17 protein-coding genes are annotated in these 19,477 nt (G+C 71.3%); 10 read left to right on the forward strand and 7 right to left on the reverse strand.

All coding sequences use genetic code 11. The features are described from left to right. The first annotated feature begins 20 nt into the window (after nt 1–20). Nucleotides 21–296: a DUF1876 domain-containing protein gene (locus IE277_RS08190; RefSeq protein WP_189949940.1), complete on the forward strand. Its 276-nt coding sequence runs from the start codon at nt 21–23 to the stop codon at nt 294–296. A gap of 42 nt (nt 297–338) precedes the next feature. Here the strand turns inward: IE277_RS08190 and IE277_RS08195 are convergent, their stop codons facing one another. From IE277_RS08195 to IE277_RS08210, 4 genes are all read right to left on the reverse strand, one after another. Next, nucleotides 339–1,508: a serine hydrolase domain-containing protein gene (locus tag IE277_RS08195; protein WP_189949941.1), complete on the reverse strand. Its 1,170-nt coding sequence runs from the start codon at nt 1,506–1,508 to the stop codon at nt 339–341. Between the two features lie 209 nt (nt 1,509–1,717). After that, nucleotides 1,718–2,479 (reverse strand): energy-coupling factor ABC transporter ATP-binding protein, encoded by a 762-nt coding sequence (locus tag IE277_RS08200; protein WP_189949943.1) that lies wholly within the window; start codon nt 2,477–2,479, stop codon nt 1,718–1,720. Then, nucleotides 2,467–3,228: a cobalt ECF transporter T component CbiQ gene (gene cbiQ, locus IE277_RS08205; RefSeq protein ID WP_189949944.1), complete on the reverse strand. Its 762-nt coding sequence runs from the start codon at nt 3,226–3,228 to the stop codon at nt 2,467–2,469. The genes IE277_RS08200 and cbiQ overlap by 13 nt, the downstream gene beginning before the upstream one ends. 2 nt (nt 3,229–3,230) lie before the next feature. Further along, nucleotides 3,231–4,286 (reverse strand): energy-coupling factor ABC transporter permease, encoded by a 1,056-nt coding sequence (locus IE277_RS08210; protein WP_189949946.1) that lies wholly within the window; start codon nt 4,284–4,286, stop codon nt 3,231–3,233. Nucleotides 4,287–4,455: 169 nt separating this feature from the next. On the opposite strand from IE277_RS08210, the gene IE277_RS08215 reads away from it, so the two are divergent. Beyond that, complete coding sequence (locus IE277_RS08215; protein ID WP_189949948.1) at nt 4,456–4,794, forward strand: SsgA family sporulation/cell division regulator; 339 nt, start codon at nt 4,456–4,458, stop codon at nt 4,792–4,794. Between the two features lie 27 nt (nt 4,795–4,821). Here IE277_RS08215 and IE277_RS08220 read toward each other — a convergent pair whose 3' ends face one another. After that, nucleotides 4,822–6,492, reverse strand: a complete 1,671-nt coding sequence (locus tag IE277_RS08220) for a penicillin-binding transpeptidase domain-containing protein (RefSeq protein WP_189949950.1) — start codon at nt 6,490–6,492, stop codon at nt 4,822–4,824. 192 nt (nt 6,493–6,684) lie between these two features. Next, complete coding sequence (locus IE277_RS08225) at nt 6,685–8,433, reverse strand: dolichyl-phosphate-mannose--protein mannosyltransferase (RefSeq protein WP_189949959.1); 1,749 nt, start codon at nt 8,431–8,433, stop codon at nt 6,685–6,687. Between the two features lie 177 nt (nt 8,434–8,610). Here IE277_RS08225 and rsmI point away from each other — a divergent pair, with 177 nt between their 5' ends. From rsmI to IE277_RS08255, 6 genes are all read left to right on the forward strand, one after another. Next, a complete protein-coding gene (gene rsmI, locus IE277_RS08230; RefSeq protein WP_189949963.1) occupies nt 8,611–9,459 on the forward strand; it encodes a 16S rRNA (cytidine(1402)-2'-O)-methyltransferase in 849 nt (282 codons plus the stop codon). Between the two features lie 425 nt (nt 9,460–9,884). Next, entirely contained in the window at nt 9,885–10,295 is a 411-nt protein-coding gene (locus tag IE277_RS08235) for a hypothetical protein (protein ID WP_189949965.1), read from the forward strand. A 47-nt stretch (nt 10,296–10,342) separates the two neighbouring features. Then, nucleotides 10,343–11,239, forward strand: coding sequence for a TatD family hydrolase (locus IE277_RS08240; RefSeq protein ID WP_189949967.1), 897 nt, complete (start codon nt 10,343–10,345; stop codon nt 11,237–11,239). 148 nt (nt 11,240–11,387) lie between these two features. After that, nucleotides 11,388–12,842: a resuscitation-promoting factor gene (locus tag IE277_RS08245; protein WP_189949976.1), complete on the forward strand. Its 1,455-nt coding sequence runs from the start codon at nt 11,388–11,390 to the stop codon at nt 12,840–12,842. 123 nt (nt 12,843–12,965) lie between these two features. Then, a complete protein-coding gene (gene rsmA / locus IE277_RS08250; RefSeq protein ID WP_189949978.1) occupies nt 12,966–13,859 on the forward strand; it encodes a 16S rRNA (adenine(1518)-N(6)/adenine(1519)-N(6))-dimethyltransferase RsmA in 894 nt (297 codons plus the stop codon). Beyond that, nucleotides 13,856–14,749, forward strand: coding sequence for a 4-(cytidine 5'-diphospho)-2-C-methyl-D-erythritol kinase (locus IE277_RS08255; protein WP_189949979.1), 894 nt, complete (start codon nt 13,856–13,858; stop codon nt 14,747–14,749). Before rsmA ends, IE277_RS08255 begins: the two co-directional genes overlap by 4 nt. A gap of 11 nt (nt 14,750–14,760) precedes the next feature. Here IE277_RS08255 and IE277_RS08260 read toward each other — a convergent pair whose 3' ends face one another. Further along, nucleotides 14,761–15,351, reverse strand: coding sequence for a Uma2 family endonuclease (locus tag IE277_RS08260; protein WP_189949981.1), 591 nt, complete (start codon nt 15,349–15,351; stop codon nt 14,761–14,763). Between the two features lie 158 nt (nt 15,352–15,509). Between IE277_RS08260 and IE277_RS08265 the strand changes: the two genes are divergently transcribed. Then, nucleotides 15,510–17,318 carry an ABC-F family ATP-binding cassette domain-containing protein gene (locus IE277_RS08265; protein WP_189949983.1) on the forward strand — a complete coding sequence of 603 codons (1,809 nt, stop codon included), beginning with the start codon at nt 15,510–15,512 and terminating at the stop codon, nt 17,316–17,318. Nucleotides 17,319–17,643: 325 nt separating this feature from the next. Then, entirely contained in the window at nt 17,644–19,386 is a 1,743-nt protein-coding gene (locus IE277_RS08270; RefSeq protein WP_189949985.1) for an outer membrane protein assembly factor BamB family protein, read from the forward strand. Nucleotides 19,387–19,477: the final 91 nt, after the last annotated feature.

Consider the following 19,477-nt stretch of genomic DNA (forward strand, 5'->3'; position numbering starts at 1 on the left):
GTTTTCCGGAGGTGATCGTCATGATGCACACCGCTGTCGGTTGGCATGTCGAGCTGGAGTTCCTGGAGGATGATCAGCACACGAGGGCTGCGGCCCTGGTGCGCTTGCCCGACGGCACCGAGGTCCGGGCGCACGGCCACGCCACCCGGCACCTCATCGACGCCAACCAACCACGGGTCGGCGAGGAGATAGCCGGCGCGCGTGCCCTCAACGAACTGGCCATGCACCTGTTGACCAAGGCCCATGACGAGATCGACGCGGAGTCCGGGCGGATCTCGCACTCGATCAACGTCTGACGGCGCGCGGACGCCCAGGAGTGCACTCCGGGGCGTACGTCCCTACGCGAGCGCCGCGCGTACCGCCCGTACCAGCGCCTGCGCCCTCGGATCCGCCGTCACGCTCGCGCGGAAGCCGTTGGTGACATAGCCGAAGGCGATGCCGGTCTCCGGGTCGGCGAAGGCGAGGGCGCCGCCCCGGCCGGGGTGGCCGAAGGAGCCGGGGGAGAGCAGCGGGGACGCGGCGCCGTGCAGCATGTAGCCGAGGCCGAACCGGGTGCCGACGACCAGGATCCGGTCCGGCCCGGCGGACTGTTCGCCGCGGGCCAGCTCCGTCGTCTCCGGTGTGAACAGCCGGGTACCGCCGTCCACCTCGCCGATGAGCGAGGCGTAGAAGCGGGCCAGCCCGTCGGCGGTGGCGATGCCGTTGGAGGCGGGCAGGGCGGCCGCGCGGTAGCCGGGATCGTTCTCGTCGGGGAGCGGGGCGATCGCGGCGAACGCGCGCCGGGTCAGCGAGTCTGGGGCCGCGTAGGCCTCGGCCACGGCGCGCTTGGGGCGCGTCCTCAGGCCGCCCGCGGCCTCGGGCGCCTCGACCGGGCCGACGCGGCCCACGCGCGCGTGCTCCGACTCCGGCAGGCCGAGCCACAGGTCCGCGCCGACGGGGCCGGCGATCTCCTGCGCGATCCACTCGCCGGCCGGGCGACCGGTGATCCGGCGGATCAGTTCGCCGCTGAGCCAGCTGTAGGTCTGGGCGTGGTAGCCGTGGTCGGTGCCCGGTTCCCACACCGGCGCCTGCGCGGCGACGGCCGCGGCGCCCAGGTCGGGGTCGGCGGCCTCCGCGGGGGTCAGCGGGCGGTCCAGCACGGGCACGCCCGCGCGGTGGGCGAGCAGATGCCCGACGAGGGTGTGCTCCTTGCCGGCCGCCTTGTACTCGGGCCAGTACGCGCTGACCGGGGCGTCCAGGTCCAGCTCGCCGCGCTGGTGCAGGAGCAGGAGCGCGGCGGCGGCCACGCCCTTGGTCGCGGAGCGCACGATCTGCGCGGTCCCGGGCTCCCACGGCACCGCACCGGGCGCACCATCGACGTCTTTCGTGCCGGCCCACAGGTCGACGACCTTGTGCCCGTCGCGGTACACGGCGACAGCCGCGCCGCGCTCCCCGAGCAGCGCGAAGTTCGCTCGGAACGCTTCCTCGACGGGCTCGAAGCCCTCGGCCACTGTGCCGTGCACGTCCACGCCCGCTGTCCCTTTCCGATCACCTGCGACAGTGCGTGGAACACGGGTCGTGCGCCTGTGATTCCTCGGTGGGATCAGCTCAGCAGGATCGTTACATCGATGTTGCCGCGGGTCGCGCTCGGTGAGCTTCCACAACTCCTCGCACAACCGCGCGACTGCGCGACCTCCTGCGCGCCGGGCCCCGTCGTGGTGAGCAGGGGGCCTCGCCGTCACGCGCCCATGGTCACGGACCTCGGGTCGAAGCCGAACGGCAGCTCCAGCCGGTGCGCCCGCATCAGCTTCTCGTCGCCGAGCAGCGCCCCGGTCGGGCCGTCGGCCGCGATCACGCCGTCGCTGAGGACGAGAGAGCGCGGGCACAGCTCCAGGGCGTAGGGGAGGTCGTGGGTGACCATGAGGACGGTGACGTCCAGGGAACGCAGGATGTCGGCGAGTTCGCGGCGGGAGGCCGGGTCGAGGTTGGAGGACGGTTCGTCGAGGACGAGGATCTCCGGCTCCATGGCGAGGACGGTGGCCACGGCCACGCGCCGGCGCTGCCCGAAGGACAGATGGTGCGGCGGCCGGCCGGCGAAGTCCTGCATGCCGACGCGCTCCAGGGCGGTGCGCACCCGCTCCTCCAGCGCGGCCCCCTTGAGCCCGGCGGCGGCCGGCCCGAAGGCCACGTCCTCCCGCACGGTCGGCATGAACAACTGGTCGTCCGGATCCTGGAAGACGATGCCGACCTTCTGCCGGACGGCGGCCATGTGCTCCGTGCCGACGGGCAGTCCGGCCACCGTCACGGTGCCGGTCCCGCCGCCCAGGATGCCGTTGAGATGCAGCACCAGGGTGGTCTTGCCGGCGCCGTTTGGGCCGAACAGCGCGACCCGCTCCCCGCGCGCGATCGTGAAGTCGACGCCGAACAGGGCCTGATGGCCGTCGGGGTAGGCGAAGGCGAGGCCGGAGACCTCCAGGGAAGCAGTACTCACAGGAACCATCCCAGCAGACAGACGACGAGGGCGGCGCAGGGGAGCGCGAGAGCGAGACGCCACTGCGCGCCGGACGCGGTGACCTCGTCGATGACCGGCATCGCACCGGCGTACCCCCGGCTCACCATGGCCAGGTGCACGCGCTCCCCGCGCTCGTAGGAGCGGATGAACAGCGCGCCGGCGGACTTGGCGAGCACGCCCCAGTGCCGCACGCCCTTCGCCTCGAAGCCGCGCGACTCGCGGGCGATCCGCATCCGCCGCATCTCGTCGGTGATGACGTCGCCATAGCGGATCATGAAAGAAGCGATCTGCACGAGCAGCGGCGGCAGCTTCAACCGCTGCAGCCCGAGCAGCAGTTCGCGCAGCTCCGTGGTGGCGGCCAGGAGCACGGAGGCGGCGACACCGAGTGTGCCCTTGGCGAGCACGTTCCAGGCGCCCCACAGCCCGTTCACGCTGAGCGAGAGGCCCAGCACCTGCACGCGCTCGCCCTCCGCCACGAACGGCATGAGCACCGCGAACGCCACGAACGGCACCTCGATCAGCAGCCGTTTGAGCAGGAAACCGGCGGGCACGCGCGCGTGCCGGGCGACGCACGCGAGCAGGAGGGCGTACACCGCGAACGCCCACATCGCCTCGCGCGGGGTCGACACGACGACCACGACGAACGTGAAGGCGGCCGCCAGCTTGGTGTGCGGCGGCAGGGCGTGCACGGGCGAGTGCCCGTGCCGGTACAGCCTGTGCGCGTGACCTGCTCCCATCGCTACAGCCCCGTGTGGAGAGGGGAGACGTCCTCGGTTTGCCGGCGGCGCACGGCCCAGAACACCGCGCTGCCCGCCACGACCGTGACGCCGACACCGATCACGCCCGCGAGGCCGCCGGACAGGCGAGCGTTCGCGACGTTCTTCACGCCGTAGTCGGCGAGCGGGGAGTCGGCGGCGGCATGCTTCTCCTGCTTCTTGTCGATCCCCTTGTCGTGCGCGACCTTCTCCAGGCCGTCGGGGTTCGCGGAGGCGTAGAAGCTGACGAAGCCGGCGAGGGCGAGGGAGGCGAGCAGACCCGTCACCCACAGCGTGCGCCGGGAGGTGCGCGCCGCCCCGGGCGCTGTGCGCGCCAGCACGGGCGCCGGTGCGTCCACGAGTGCGCCGTCCACGCGCAACTGGAGCCGCTGCCGCAGGCCGCGCGCGCCGTACACGAGATCCGGGCGCACGGCGATCACCGCGCTCACCGTGAGCGCGGTGATGACGGCCTCCCCGATGCCGATCAGGACGTGCACACCGATCATCGCGGTCGCCACCTTGCCGATGGAGATGTCGGTCGTCCCGCCGATCGCGTAGAGAAGTGTGAAGACGAGCGCGGCGGCCGGCACGGAGAGCAGCGCGGCGACGAAGGAGGCGACGGTGACCGAGCGCCGCTTGCGGGGCAGGACGGCGAGCAGCGCGCGGAACACGGCGTAGGACACGACCGTCGTGGTGATCGCCATGTCGGTGATGTTCACGCCGAGCGCGGTGAGCCCGCCGTCCGCGAACAGCACCCCCTGCATCAGCAGCACCACGGACACACAGAGCACACCGGTGCAGGGGCCGACGAGGATCGCGGCCAGTGCCCCGCCCAGCAGATGGCCGCTCGTGCCGGCCGCGACGGGGAAGTTCAGCATCTGTACGGCGAAGATGAACGCCGCCACCAGACCCGCCAGCGGGGCCGTCCGCTCGTCCAGTTCGCGGCGGGCGCCCCGCAGGCTCACCGCGAGGGCGCCGGCGGCGACCACCCCGGTGACGGCGGAGGTGGGAGCGTCGATGAATCCGTCAGGTACATGCACGCCGCGATTTTAGGCCTTTGTTGCGAACCCTTTGCAAGAACCAGGTGGTCGTGCATTCGCTCTGCAAGACAAGCCGCTCCCGAAGGCGCGAACCGGAAAATATGCGACATTGGAGTGGTAGCGGAAGCACGGCTTTCGTATGCGTCACTCAGCGTGAAAGGGCGGTCCGATGTCTGTGGTCGAGCAGTACGCGCGCGCCCATATCGTCACGGACGAGGAGGACCCGGGGGCCGTACCGGTGGTACTGCGGTACGACCCCGACTCCGATCCACGCTCCGTCCGGGTGGACCTGCCCGGGACCCATGAATGGACCTTCTCGCGCACGCTGCTGGAACGAGGACTGCGGGCCCCGGCCGAGAGCGGTGACGTACGCGTGTGGCCGTGCGGACGCGTCCAGGCGGTCGTGGAGTTCCACACCGACCACGGTGTCGAGGTCGTGCAGTTCGAGTCGAAGGCGCTGCTCAGATTCCTGCGCCGGACCTACACCGCCGAACCCGTGGGCAGCTGATCGGCTGCCCACCGGCGACGGGAAGGCTCAGCCGCCCATCTTGAGCAGCGCCGCCACGATCGGCCCGGCCGTGTCGCCGCCGTGACCGCCCGCCTGGACCACGCCGGCGGCGGCGAGGTCGCCCTTGTAGGCGGTGAACCAGCCGTTCGGCTTCTTCTGCCCGTCGACCTCGGCGGAGCCGGTCTTCGCGCCGTAGTCCCCGCTCATGCCCGCCATCGCCTTGGCGGCCGTGCCGTAGTCCGCCGTGAACCGCATGACGTCCTTCAGCTGGGACTGGGTCTTCGCCGACATCGTGCGCGCGGCCTTCGCCAGCGTGCGGTTGTCCACCGACGGGGCCACCAGGTACGGCTGGTGGAAGGAGCCCGACACGACCGTGGCCGAGACCGAGGCCATGTTCAGCGGGTTCATCCGCACCGCGCCCTGCCCGATCAGCGAGGCGCCCATCTGCGCGCCGCTCTGCACCGGGACCGCGCCGTCGAACGACGGGACGCCGATGGCCCAGTTGTCCATGCCGAGGCCGTAGACCTGCTGGGCCTCCTTCGTCAGGTCGCTGTCGGACAGCTTCGGCGCGAAATCGATGAAGGCGTTGTTGCAGGAGGCACCGAAGCTCTGCCTGAACGTGCCCTTCTTGATCTCGGAGTTGTCGTCGTTGTGGAACGTCCAGCCGGCCAGCTTGAACGTCTTGGGGCATGGGTGCGACGCGTCCGGCGTGATGAGCTTCTTCTCGAACAGCATTGTCGACGTCACGATCTTCATCGTGGAGCCGGGCGCGAGGGAGCCCTGGAAGGCGACGTTGAAGCCGTGTCCGCTGTTGGCGACGGCGAGGATCTCACCGGTCGAGGGCCGTACGACGACCACGGACGCCTTCGCCTGCTTGCCCACCTGCTGTTCGGCGGCGCTCTGGAGGGACGGGTTCAGCGTGGTCCGCACCGTGCCCGGCGTGCCCTGGCTCAGTGCGACGAGCGTCTTGTCGGACAGCTCGGCCTTCTGCGCAGCCTTGCCGCGCACCACGCGCAGCTCGATGCCCGCCTTGCCGCCCGCCGTCTTGCCGTACTTCTCGCGCAGCCCGTCCAGCACGGGGCCCAGGGAGGGGTACTTGGCGGCCGTCAGCTCGCCGCCGTCCCGGTCCAGCGCCTTGACCGGCGGGGTGCCGGACGCGCCCGTGACGAGCGTGTCGCCGTCCTGCAGATCCGGCTGGACGACGGAGGAGTGCCAGTCGACCCGCGGCTCGCCGTCGCCCGCCCGCCGCACCACGGTGAGTGAACTGCCGTACATCAGTGGCTTGCTGAGCTTGTCGTACGACACCGTCGCCTTGACGGAGAACGGCACCTTCGCGCCCGTGGCCGCGCCCGGGATGAGGGTGACGCCCTTCAGGCGGGCGTCCTTGGCGATGCCGGTGAGCAGCGCGGTGGCGGCCGGGGCGTTGTTCGTGGCGTCGGCCGCCTCGGTGACCTTGCCCTGCTGCCAGGCCGTCAGGAAGCGGGCGGAGGCCGCGCGGACCTCGGTGGCGCTCAGCGGGCCGGTCTTGACGTTCTTGTGGTCGGCTCTGGCGGACGGGCGCTCGTCGGCCGCCGCGCCGCCGTCGGTCAGCGCGTACACGCCGAAACCGAGGCCGCCGACGAACACGGCGATCATGCCGCCGAGCACGGCGGGTCTGGTCGTACTCCGTCGATCGGCGACGCGCCTTCTCTTGCCCACAGCCTCAGTTCCTCCGTGCCTTCCCCAGGGGTCCCCGTGGCCCACACACTCCCAACGACGGCACTCACCCTAAAGTCCCCACCTGGGAGGGTGATGTCGGCGGCCGATCCGTAGCAGGGTTGCGACAATCAGTACGGTGCCGGCCCGCCGAACGCCCCGTCGAACGGCTCACCGAGAGCGCGATGTCGCAGGTCAGACCCAGGTGTCCAACCACATCCGTGACCGCCAGGAGTCGATCGGGATGGCGGTGCCGGTGTAAAGCGGCCAGAAATAGATGAAGTTCCAGGCGATCAGCAGCACCAGCACGCCCGCCGAGGAGGCGCCGATCAGCCGGCGGGTGTCGGAGGAGCCCGGCGGGCCGATGATCGCCCCGATCATCATCGCCACGGCCAGACACAGGAACGGCACGAAGACCACCGCGTAGAACAGGAAGATTGTCCGCTCCTGGTACATGAACCAGGGCAGATAACCGGCCGCGATGCCGCACGCGATGGCACCGGCACGCCAGTCGCGGCGCAGGGCCCACCGCCACAGCACGTACAGGATCGCGAAGCAGGCCGCCCACCACAGCAGCGGGGTGCCGAGCGCCAGCACCTCACGGGCGCACTTCTGGCCGGCGTCCGAAGGGCAGCCGTCCGCGCCGGGGTTCGGCGACTCGTAGAAGTACGACACCGGGCGGCCCAGCACGATCCAGCTCCATGGGTTGGACTGGTAGGTGTGCGGCTGGGTGAGCCCGATGTGGAACTTGTAGACCTCGTGTTCGTAGTGCCACAGGCTGCGCAGCCAGTCCGGCAGGAAGGTCCAGGCGCCGCCTCTGCCGTCGGTGGCCGCCCAGTTGCGGTAGTAACCGCCGGTGCCGTCCGCAGGGGAAAGGATCCATCCGGTCCAGGAGGCCAGGTAGACGGCGATCGCCACCGGGACCGTGGTGAGGAAGGCGATACCGGTGTCGTACTTCAGGGCCGCCACGTACGCGTGCTGTGCGCCGGCCGTCTTGCGGGCGCCGACGTCCCACAGCACCGCCATCACACAAAACGCGGCCAGGATGTACAGGCCGTTCCACTTCGTGCCGATGGCCAGGCCCAGCATCAGCCCGGCCGCCCAGCGCCAGGGGCGCAGGCCCAGACGGAGGGTGTCGGCGACATCGGCGTCCGGGCGGACCCGGCCGTCCGGGTCGACGGGCAGCGCGGCGGCCAGCCGTTCCCGTGCCCGGTCCCGGTCGACGACCAGGCAGCCGAACGCGGCCAGCACGAAGAACATCAGCACGCCGTCGAGCAGTGAGGTCCGGCTCATCACGAAGTGCAGGCCGTCCACCGCCATCAGCGTGCCCGCGAGACAGCCGAGGAACGTCGAGCGGAAGATCCGGCGCCCGATCCGGCACAGCATCAGCACCGACAGCGTGCCGAGCAGCGCGGTCATGAACCGCCAGCCGAAGGGGTCGAACCCGAACATCAGCTCGCCGAGACCGATGACGTACTTGCCGACCGGCGGGTGCACGACGTACGCCGCGTCCGTCGGGATCGCGAGATGGCCGTGCCTCTGCAGCACCAGGTCGTTGGCGTTCTTGTCCCAGTTGACCTCAAACCCGCGGTGGACGAGCGCCCAGGCGTCCTTGGCGTAGTACGTCTCGTCGAATATCACCGCGCGCGGTGAGCCCAGGTTCCAGAACCGCATCAGGCCCGCGAGCAGTGTCACCAGCAGCGGACCGCCCCAGCCCGACCAGCGGGTGACCCGCTCGGCGAGGACCGGCGACACGCCGAGCACCTGCCACAGCCGCGGACTCGGCTCGGCGTACGGGGGCACCAGCCGGTCGCGTACGTCGCCCGAGGGCGCGTCCTTGGCCGGTACGTATCCGAATCGGCGCAGCCGCTGCCGCCACGACGGCCGCTGGTCATGCGGCGTCTGGCCCTGCCGGAGGTCCATGGAGGACGCGGTACTGGTCACCGCGCCATCGTAGGGAACCGTCCTGTGGGAGTCCCGCGCATGGGCCCTACCGGCCGGGATGCGGCCGATTTCCCGGCCGCCCGGGGCCGGGCCGCCGCCGTGGACCCGCCCGCCGGGGCCGGGTGGCCGGCCGCGGTCCGGGGCCGGGCTGTCAGTGGTCCCTGCGAGGATGGGGGCGTGACTGGAACCCTTGTCCTCGCAGGTACCCCCATCGGCGACATCGCGGACGCGCCGCCCCGGCTCGCCGAGGAGCTGGCCGGCGCCGACGTGGTCGCCGCCGAGGACACCCGGCGGCTGCGCCGGCTCACCCAGGCACTCGGCGTCACACCCAAGGGCCGCGTCGTGTCGTACTTCGAGGGCAATGAATCCGCCCGCACGCCGGAGCTGGTCGAGGAGCTGCTCGGCGGCGCGCGCGTGCTGCTCGTGACCGATGCGGGCATGCCGTCCGTGTCCGACCCCGGCTACCGGCTGGTCGCGGCCGCAGTCGAGCAGGACATCAAGGTCACCGCCGTGCCGGGACCGTCCGCCGTGCTCACCGCGCTCGCCCTGTCCGGGCTGCCGGTCGACCGGTTCTGCTTCGAGGGCTTTCTGCCGCGCAAGGCGGGCGAGCGGCTGTCGCGGCTGCGGGAGGTCGCGGACGAGCGGCGCACCCTTGTGTACTTCGAGGCCCCGCACCGGCTCGACGACACCCTCGCCGCCATGGCCGAGGTCTTCGGCGCGGACCGGCGGGCCGCCGTCTGCCGGGAGCTGACCAAGACGTACGAGGAGGTACGGCGCGGTCCGCTGGCCGAGCTGGCGCGATGGGCCGCGGAGGGCGTGCGCGGGGAGATCACCGTCGTGGTCGAGGGAGCGCCCGAGGCCGGGCCGGAGGAGCTCGACGCGGAGGAGCTCGTGCGCCGCGTGCGGGCGCGGGAGGAGGCCGGCGAGCGCCGCAAGGAGGCGATCGCGGCGGTGGCGGCGCAGGCGGGGCTGCCGAAGCGGGTTGTCTTCGACGCCGTGGTCGCGGCGAAGCGTGCCGGTGAGTGACGGGAATTTGCTCCGGTAGCGCAGTGGCGGTGTGGTTCCGTCGCGGGGCGCGGGTCCGTCCTGGCTGGTCGCGCCCAGGCGGTGGGGCCGCATGTCGATGCGGTGGAGCCGCATGCCGATACAGCCCCGCGCCCCTTGGGGCGCCGGCCCCGGCCTGCGCATATATGCCCTCTGAGCAGGGGTGTTCTCTGGTGAGCGGGCGGGCCATGGGAGGGCAAAGGGCTGTCGCCGATGGCAAAGGGAAGAGGGGGCGGGCGGGGCTTTTCGGCAAGGAAGGCTCAAATCGCTTCCAACACTCGACAGCTCTGCTGCGTTCGCGCTGGTGAAGGCGTCCACTGGGTGAAGGGACGCACCCGTCCCTCGTCCCAGGGATTCCGGGGGGAATTCCATGTGGGGCGCTTGTCCAGCGGACAAGAGGAGCTGGCATGAGTGAGATCGCAGGGCAGACCGGCCTCCGTGGCACGCCCACAGCCGTCGTTCACGAGTCGTATTCCTTCGCCTGCATGCGATGCGGGCACGGCTGGGAGCAGTCGTACGAGATAGAGCACCACACGGACGCTGACGGGCAGGAGTTCGTGCTGTACGTGGCCGACGGGCGGGTCGTGCCGTCGCCGCTGAGCCGGCCCAACTGCCACAACTGCGAGGGTCACGTCGTGCGGATCATGCGCGCGGGACAGGTCTCGTCGGTGCGCGGCGCCGGGGAACGGCGCCACAGTGTGCCGCAGGCGGGACCGGTCGAGGCACCCGAGGTGCCCGTGGAGGGCGCACAGCCCAAGGAACCGCACCACTGGCACCTGTCCGATCTCCTGCACCCGTTCCAGCGCAAGGCGGGCTGAGCGGATCGCCGTCCGCCGCGGGCATGCCCCTTTCGTAGGATCGGGGCATGCCTTCGAACGCCGGCCCGACCGCCCAGGGCGACAAGAACGCCGCGCCGCCGCTTCCGCAGCCGCTGCGGGTTCCGGTCGCCGACTCGCACACCCACCTCGACATGCAGTCCGGCACGGTCGAGGAGGGCCTCGCGAAGGCCGCGTCGGTGGGGGTGACGACGGTCGTCCAGGTCGGCTGCGACATCAAGGGCTCCCGGTGGGCCGCCGAGACCGCGGCCGCGTACGACAGCGTCCACGCCACCGTCGCCCTGCACCCCAACGAGGCCCCGCGCATCGTCCACGGCGACCCCGACGGCTGGTCGCGGCAGGGCGCCCGGGAGGCGGGCGGTGACGCGGCGCTGGACGAGGCCCTCGCCGAGATCGACCGGCTCGCCGGGCTGCCGCAGGTCAAGGGCGTCGGCGAGACGGGGCTCGACCACTTCCGCACCGGCCCGGAGGGCAAGGCCGCGCAGGAGCGTTCCTTCCGCGCCCATATCGAGATCGCCAAGCGGCACGGCAAGGCGCTCGTCATCCACGACCGCGACGCGCACGCCGACGTGCTGCGCGTGCTGAAGGAGGAGGGCGCCCCCGGGCGCACCGTCTTCCACTGCTACTCCGGCGACGCCGAGATGGCCGGGATCTGCGCCCGCGAGGGCTATTTCATGTCCTTCGCCGGCAATGTCACCTTCAAGAACGCCCAGAACCTGCGGGACGCCCTCGCCGTGGCCCCGCTGGAACTGGTCCTCGTGGAGACCGACGCGCCCTTCCTGACCCCGGCGCCGTATCGCGGCCGGCCCAACGCGCCCTATCTCGTGCCGGTCACGGTCCGTGCCATGGCCGCCGTGCGCGGCATCGAGGAGGACGCGCTGGCCACGGCCCTCGCCGCCAACACCGCCCGCGCCTTCGGCTACTGAGCCCCTTGTTCGGGCACTTTGTTCGGGCACTGAGCGCACGCTCGACGGGCAACAGTGCGTAGTCGCGTCGCTTTGGAGAGTGACGACCGCTCCGCTAGGTTCTGGGGGCCCGATCCGGACCCCTCTGGCACTTCTGGAGTGTGTCGGCGTGAGCAAGTCGCAGTACGAGACGTTCGAGGCCTACGAGCCGTACCTGCCGTACCAGGCATATGAGTCGTACGAGCAGTACGGCACGGAGGCCTCCGTGCACGATGCGGAGACCCTGCCGCACGGGCTGTACGAGGACACGTACCGGCCCGCCTACGAGGCGCAGGCGTACTTCGTCACCGAGTCGTTGCTGCCCCGGCAGGCCGGGCACGCGCCGGGGGCCCGGGGTGTGCCGGACGACGCCCGGCGCGCCCCGGATGCGGGGAGCGGGCCGGGCGAAGAGAGGGCGTACGGCGCCGAGGTGTCCGCCGGTGTGGGCGGACGGGCCGAGCGCCGGCGCAGGGCACGCTGCGCCGAGCGCCCGGAGTCCTCCGTGCGCCGCCTGCTGCCGCAGGCGCTGGTCGTGGCCTTCCTCGCCGGCGGCACCACCGCGTTCGTCGCCAAGGACAAGGCGGTCGAGCTGACCGTCGACGGCAAACCGCGCACCCTGCACACCTTTGCCGACGACGTGCGTGAGCTGCTCGCCGATGAGGGCGTGCGCACGGGGGAGCATGACGTGATCGCGCCCGCCCCCGGCGCGGAGCTCGCCAGCGGAGACACGGTCGCCGTGCGCTACGGGCGCCCCGTCCGGCTCACCCTGGATGGCCGACGGCGCGAGGTGTGGACCACGGCGCACACCGTGGCGGGTGCGCTGGACGAGCTGGGCGTGCGCGCGGAGGGCGCGTATCTGTCCCTCTCGCGCTCCCAGCGCATCGGACGCGCCGGGCTCACGCTCGACGTGCGCACCGAACGCACCGTCACGATCATGGCCGACGGCCGCAGCCGGACCATCCGCACCAACGCGGCCACCGTCCGCGAGGTCCTGGCGGCGGCCGGGATCGGCCTGCACGGCGAGGACACCACCTCCGTCCCGCAGGACAGCTTCCCGCGCGACGGGCAGACGGTGACCGTACTGCGCGTCAGCGGCAGCCGGGAGATCCGCGAGGAGCAGATCCCGTTCGACACCGAGCGCACCGAGGACCCCACCCTCACCAAGGGCACCGAGGTCGTCGCCCAGGCCGGGCAGCCCGGCCTGCGGCGCGACACCTTTCTGCTGCGCATCGTCAACGGGGTGCGGGACAAGCCGCGCCGGGAGAAGTCCGAGGTGGTGCGCAAGCCGCGCAAACAGATCGTGAAGGTGGGCACCAAGCCGCTGCCGCGCTCCGTGTCCGGCGCCGACCACCTGAACTGGCGTGGACTGGCCACCTGCGAGTCCGGCGGCCGCCCGGACGCGGTCGACCCCTCGGGCACGTTCGGCGGGCTCTACCAGTTCGACTCGAGCACCTGGCAGAGCCTCGGCGGCAGCGGCCACCCCCAGGACGCCCCGGCGGAGGAACAGACCTTCCGCGCGAAGAAGCTGTACACGCGACGCGGGGCGACACCCTGGCCGTCCTGCGGATCACGGCTGCACGGTTAGCCGGAGCCGGAGCCGGAGCCGGAGCCGGAGCCGGAGCCGCAGCCGGAGCCCAGCCGCGGTCGGCCGGGCCGCTGTGCCGGGCACCTGGCGATCCGGCCCGGCAGACCCCCGTACCCTTGTCCCGTGAGCAGCCCCACCCCCGACGCCCTCCTCGGCCCCGCCGACATCCGTGAGCTCGCGGCAGCGCTCGGTGTCCGTCCCACCAAGCAGCGCGGCCAGAACTTCGTGATCGACGCCAACACGGTCCGCCGTATCGTCCGCACCGCGGAGGTCCGCCCCGACGACGTGGTCGTCGAGGTCGGTCCGGGGCTCGGTTCCCTCACGCTCGCGCTGCTGGAGGTCGCCGACCGGGTCACCGCCGTCGAGATCGACGACGTACTCGCCGCGGCCCTCCCCGCGACCGTCGGGGCGCGCATGCCGGCGCGCGCCGACCGGTTCGCGCTGGTCCACTCCGACGCGATGCACGTCGCGGAACTGCCCGGCCCCCCGCCGACGGCGCTGGTGGCGAACCTTCCCTACAACGTCGCCGTCCCCGTGCTGCTGCACATGCTCGATACCTTCCCGACCATCGAGCGCACCCTCGTCATGGTGCAGGCCGAGGTCGCCGACCGGCTGGCCGCCGCGCCCGGTTCTAAGGTGTACGGCGTGCCGTCCGTGAAGGCCAACTGGTACGCCGAGGTGAAGCGGGCCGGGGCCATCGGCCGCAATGTCTTCTGGCCGGCGCCCAACGTCGACAGCGGGCTGGTCTCCCTCGTCCGGCGGACCGAGCCGATCAAGACCACGGCCTCCAAGAGGGAGGTCTTCACGGTCGTCGACGCGGCCTTCGCGCAGCGCCGCAAGACCCTGCGGGCGGCGCTGGCAGGCTGGGCGGGGTCCGCCGCTGCCGCCGAGGCCGCCCTGGTCGCGGCCGGTGTCTCACCGCAGGCGCGCGGCGAGTCGCTGACGGTGGAGGAGTTCGCACGGATCGCCGAGCACAAGGACGCGAGGGTCACCGAGCACGGGGAGAGCGGCAAGTGAGCGTCACGGTACGGGTCCCGGCCAAGGTCAACGTCCAGCTCGCCGTCGGCGCCGCGCGCCCCGACGGCTTCCACGACCTCGCCAACGTCTTCCTCGCCGTCGGCCTGTACGACGAGGTCACCGTCACCCCCGCCGACGAGCTCCGCGTCACCTGCGAGGGCCCGGACGCCGCCCAGGTCCCCCTGGACCGCACCAACCTCGCCGCGCGCGCCGCGATCGCGCTGGCCGCGCGCCGGGGCATCGAACCGAACGTCCACATCCACATCGCCAAGGACATCCCGGTCGCCGGCGGCATGGCGGGCGGCAGCGCGGACGGCGCGGCGGCGCTGCTCGCCTGCAACACGCTGTGGGGTGCGGGTGCCTCGCGGGCCGAACTCCTCGCCATCTGCGCCGAGTTGGGCAGTGATGTGCCGTTCAGCCTGGTGGGCGGCGCGGCTCTCGGCGTCGGCCGGGGCGAGCAGCTGACGGTCCTGGAGACCGGCGGCACCTTCCACTGGGTGTTCGCGATGGCCGAGCGGGGGCTGTCGACGCCGGCGGTCTTCCGTGAGTTCGACCGGCTCGCGGAGGGGCGGGAGATTCCGGACCCGGTGGCTTCGGCGGAACTGCTGGAGGCGCTGGCGAAGGGGGACGCGGAGGCGCTGGCCGCGGCTGTGTCCAATGATCTTCAGCCTGCGGCGCTGTCCCTGTTCCCCGAGCTGGCCGACACGCTGGAAGCAGGGCGCGGGGCGGGTGCGCTCGCCGCGCTGATGTCCGGTTCCGGGCCTACGACGGCGTTCCTCGCGCGCGATGCCGCGACGGCGGAGAAGGTGGCGGCGGCGCTGCGGTCGTCGGGGACGTGCAGGGCCGTGCGAATGGCGGAGGGGCCGGTGGCGGGGGCGACAGTGGTCTGAGGAGTGCTCTTTCAGAGCTCGTCGATCGCCGTCAGATCGATGTCGATGGGGTATGGCTTGTCGACCTTGACGCGGTCCCGGTAGGTGCCGGTCGACCGGTACGTGCCTGTGTCCGCCGAGAGTTCGAAGACCTCGACAACGGGGTGGCCGTGCGGCTCGGTCATCTCGACCAGCCAGTAGTAACGAATACCTGCAGCCGCGTACTTGTGTGTCTTGGTGAGCCGGTCGCGGGCCTCGGACTCCGGAGAGATGACTTCTACGGCGAGCACCACGTCCTTTCCTTCGAAGTACGTCTGGTCCAGTCCCTTCTTCGCGGCAGCCTTGATCACGGAGATGTCGGGCTCGGGCCCGTTGCGGCGATCCAGCACCACCGTCATCTCACGCGCGACCTTCAGGTCAGGCAGCACGGTCTGGCGCAGGCCGCTCACCAGCAGGTCAATCGTCGCGAAGTGGAAGTAGCGCTGCGGGCTCACAAGGACCAGGCTCCCGTCGATCAGTTCTGTGTGCGGCGGGAGATCCGGCAAGGTGAGCAGGTCGTCAATGGTGTAGCCGTCCAGCGGGGGCATTCGCCATTCGGGCTGCTCAGCACGCTGGGCTGTCATAGTTCCTCCCATGGACGGGATCCTTGCTGCCTGCCCTCCACCGTAGCGGCCGCTTCCCGATCACGTCATCACAAAGAGTGACAACTCCCCCACACCCCGCCCCCACCCTCCGAGGCCCTACGCTAGAAGGCTGACCGACCCCCGCGCACAGGAGTGAAATGGCCGTCAACCTGGTCAATGTCGAGAACGTCAGCAAGGTGTACGGCACCCGTGCCCTGCTGGACGGCGTCTCACTCGGCGTGTCGGAGGGTGACCGCATCGGCGTGGTGGGCCGCAACGGCGACGGCAAGACCACCCTCATCCGGATGCTCGCCAAGCTGGAGGAGGCCGACACCGGGCGCGTGACGCACTCCGGCGGGCTGCGGCTCGGCGTGCTCACCCAGCACGACTCCCTCGACCCCGCCGCCACCGTCCGGCATGAGGTCATCGGCGACATGGCCGACCATGAGTGGGCCGGCAACGCCAAGGTCAGGGACGTACTGACCGGGCTGTTCGGAGGGCTGGACCTGCCGGGCTTCCCCAAGGGGCTCGACACCGTCATCGGGCCGCTGTCCGGTGGCGAGCGGCGCCGGATCGCGCTCGCCAAGCTGCTCATCGAGGACCAGGACCTCCTCGTCCTCGACGAGCCCACCAACCACCTCGACGTCGAAGGCATCGCCTGGCTCGCCCGGCATCTGCAGACCCGCCGCTCGGCGCTGGTCTGTGTGACGCACGACCGGTGGTTCCTCGACCAGGTCTGCACCCGCATGTGGGACGTGCAGCGCGGCGATGTGTACGAGTACGAGGGCGGTTACTCGGACTACGTGTTCGCGCGTGCCGAGCGCGAGCGGATCGCCGCCACCGAGGAGGTCAAGCGGCAGAACCTGATCAGGAAGGAGCTGGCCTGGCTGCGCCGCGGCGCTCCCGCGCGTACGTCCAAGCCGCGCTTCCGGGTCGAGGCCGCCAATGAGCTGATCGCGGACGTGCCGCCGCCGCGGGACAGCTCGGAGCTGATGAAGTTCGCCTCCTCGCGGCTCGGCAAGACGGTCTTCGACCTTGAGGACATCACCGTGCAGGCCGGTCCGAAGGTGCTGCTCAAGCACGTCACCTGGCAGCTCGGGCCCGGTGACCGGATCGGTCTCGTCGGGGTGAACGGCGCCGGCAAGACCTCCCTGCTGCGGGCCATGGCCGAAGCGGCCCGCACGGAGGGCGAGGCGCAGCCGGTGGGCGGCCGTATCGCCGTCGGCAGGACCGTCAAGCTCGCCTACCTCTCCCAGGAGGTCGCCGAACTCGACCCCACGTGGCGGGTCCTGGAGGCCGTGCAACAGGTCCGTGAGCGCGTCGACCTCGGCAAGGGGCGCGAGATGACCGCCGGGCAGCTGTGCGAGACGTTCGGCTTCAACAAGGAGAAGCAGTGGACCCCGGTCGGGGACCTGTCCGGTGGTGAGCGCCGGCGTCTGCAGCTGCTGCGGCTCCTCATGGACGAGCCCAACGTCCTCTTCCTGGACGAGCCCACCAACGACCTCGACATCGAGACCCTCACCCAGCTGGAGGACGTCCTCGACGGCTGGCCGGGCTCGATGATCGTCATCTCCCACGACCGGTTCTTCGTCGAGCGCACCACCGACCGGGTCTTCGCCCTCCTCGGCGACGGGGCCCTGCGGATGCTGCCGCGCGGTATCGACGAGTATCTGGAGCGGCGCCTGCGGATGGAGGAGGCGGTCGCAGCCCAGGCCGCCGCCGCGGCACCCAGGTCGGCCGGCGCGGAGAAGAGCGCCGCCGACCAGCGTGCCGCCAAGAAGGAACTCCAGAAGATCGAGCGCCAGTTGGACAAGATCTCCGAGAAGGAGACCAAGCTGCACGCCCAGATCGCCGAGAACGCCACCGACTTCGCGAAGGTCGCCGGTCTGGACGCCCAGTTGCGCGACCTCGCGGGCGAGCGCGAGGAACTGGAAATGCGCTGGCTGGAGTTGGCGGAGGACGCGTAGCGGGACCGGGGCACGGCGGGTAGCGGGACCGGGGCGTGAATCAGCCATCGTGCGCCCGCGCTTCACGGTTCCGCCCTCCGCGGCGCCGTTGACTTCGCCCGGCGCGCGGTGCTGTTGCGTGCGCCGCGTGAAGGGGGCGTGAAGGCGCATAACGGCGGCATCACGGGCCGGTCGTCCCTTGGGAACAGCGGTGGATCCGAGCCCGTGCGCTGTCGCTACCGGGTGATAGAAAGGGCCGTCTGAGAACTGTCTGCGTAACGACCCAGGGTCCGTCAAGAACCTCAGGGCGTGGCTAAAAATCAGTGAACGAGGGGGAAGAACGCTGATGACCCAGCCGCCCGATCAGCCGCCGCCGGGCGGCTTCGGAGCACCACAGGACCGGCCACCACAGGACCAGCCGCCCCAGAGCGGCGGATTCGGCCCTCCCACGCCCCCGCCGCCGGCCCAGCCGCCCCAGCCCGGCTACGGCTACCCCCAGCAGCCGGGCCCGTACGGCGCCCCCAACGCGCCGGGCGCCCCCGGTCCCCACGGCTATCCGCAGCAGCCCGGCCCCTACGGCGCGGCGCCCCAGCCCGGCTTCGGCCACCCGCAGCAGCCGCCCTACCCGGGCGCGCCGGGCACCGTGCCGGGCGGCAAGCCCAAGGCGAGGACCGCGCTGGTCATCGGCGCCGCGGCGGCCGCGCTGCTGGTCGTCGGCGGCACGGTGTACGCGGTCACGAGCGGTGGCGGCGACAAGAAGAAACCGGTCGCCCAGCACAGTGACGACCCCAAGCACTCCGCCACCGGCGCGTCGAACACGGCGAGCACGTCGAGTGCGTTGAGCGCGCCCCACGGCGACGACTCGGAGAACCTCAACGAGGGCCGCAAGGCCGGTGAGGCGAAGGTGCTCTGGTACCAGTCGGCACCGGACGCCCCGGGTGCGGGCGCCGACGCGCCCGGTATGTGGCTCACGGACAAGGCGGTGGTGAAGGCGGCGTACAAGCAGGTCTTCGCCTACGGCGTCGCTGACGGCAAGCCCGTGTGGGGTCCGCTCGCGTTCCCGCAGAAGATCTGCGCGGTCACCCCGCGGAAGTCGGCCGACGACAAGGTCGTCGTGGCGTACATGAGCGGCGCCGATGACAACGCCAAGTGCAACCAGCTGCAGCAGATCGACCTGGCCACCGGCCAGAAGGGCTGGAGCACCAAGGTCGCCGACGGCGGGCTGTTCGACAGCGCGCTCAACATCGAGCTGACCGTGAGCGGCAGGACGCTGATGGTGGGGCGTTCGGAGTCGGGCACGGCGTACGACGTCGACAAGGGCACGAAGCTGTACGACAAGGGGAAGTACGGCGCGGCCTGCTACCCGGCCGCGTACGCGGGCGGCACCGGCCGGCTGATCCAGGTGTCCTCCTGCGGTGCGGGCGGCGACAACGAGCACGACGAGATCCAGGAACTGGACCCGGCCACCGGCAAGGTGCGCTGGACCCAGCGGGTCAAGAAAGGCTGGCAGGTCACCCGGGCGTACTCCGTCGACCCGCTGGTCGTCTATCTGACCGACCAGGACAAGAAGGCCTGGAACATCTCGACGTTCACCAAGAACGGCACGTTCCGCTCGGAGGTCAAGGTCGACGAGAAGTTCGCCCCCCACTGCGGCTGGGCGATCCTCGAACGCGATCTTCAGGCCTGCCAGGGCGTCGCCGTGGACGCCGGCACGCTGTACCTGCCGACGGACGCCACCGGCAGCGCCAACGAGATCGTCGCGATCAGCCTGGCCGACGGCAAGGCGAAGTGGCGGGCCAAGTCCCCGGCCGACGAGCCGATGTACCCGATGAAGGCCGAGGGCGGAAAGCTCGTCGCGTATGTGCAGCCGTCGTACGACTCGGGCGGCCAGGTGGTGTCGATCCCGGTCAACGGCTCCTCCCACCCGGTCACCAAGCTGCTGCAGAACCCGCAGGGCACGGCCCGGATCGAGGACTCCTTCTACGACGGGGTCGTGGACTGGGCCGGCGGGCGGTTCTTCATCTCCTCCGGCCGGCTGTCCGGCAGCGACGAGTCGAAGGAGAAGCTGATCATGGCCTTCGGTAACTGAGCCGCCGTCCCGGCTCCGCCCTGTCCGTGGCGAGTCCCTTCGCCGTGTCCCTGTCCCCTTCGCCGTGGCCCTTCGCCGTACGGCTTTCGAG

Source organism: Streptomyces alanosinicus (genome assembly GCF_014650595.1).
GTDB classification, from domain to species: Bacteria; Actinomycetota; Actinomycetes; order Streptomycetales; family Streptomycetaceae; genus Streptomyces; species Streptomyces alanosinicus.

Bases quoted from the DNA above. Each gene is read 5' to 3' on its own strand.
- IE277_RS08190 (WP_189949940.1), top strand. From the start codon at position 21: ATGATGCACACCGCTGTCGGTTGGCATGTCGAGCTGGAGTTCCTGGAG.
- IE277_RS08200 (WP_189949943.1), bottom strand. From the start codon at position 2,479: ATGGTTCCTGTGAGTACTGCTTCCCTGGAGGTCTCCGGCCTCGCCTTC.
- cbiQ (WP_189949944.1), bottom strand. From the start codon at position 3,228: ATGGGAGCAGGTCACGCGCACAGGCTGTACCGGCACGGGCACTCGCCC.
- IE277_RS08215 (WP_189949948.1), top strand. From the start codon at position 4,456: ATGTCTGTGGTCGAGCAGTACGCGCGCGCCCATATCGTCACGGACGAG.
- IE277_RS08235 (WP_189949965.1), top strand. From the start codon at position 9,885: ATGAGTGAGATCGCAGGGCAGACCGGCCTCCGTGGCACGCCCACAGCC.
- IE277_RS08240 (WP_189949967.1), top strand. From the start codon at position 10,343: ATGCCTTCGAACGCCGGCCCGACCGCCCAGGGCGACAAGAACGCCGCG.
- IE277_RS08260 (WP_189949981.1), bottom strand. From the start codon at position 15,351: ATGACAGCCCAGCGTGCTGAGCAGCCCGAATGGCGAATGCCCCCGCTG.
- IE277_RS08265 (WP_189949983.1), top strand. From the start codon at position 15,510: ATGGCCGTCAACCTGGTCAATGTCGAGAACGTCAGCAAGGTGTACGGC.
- IE277_RS08270 (WP_189949985.1), top strand. From the start codon at position 17,644: ATGACCCAGCCGCCCGATCAGCCGCCGCCGGGCGGCTTCGGAGCACCA.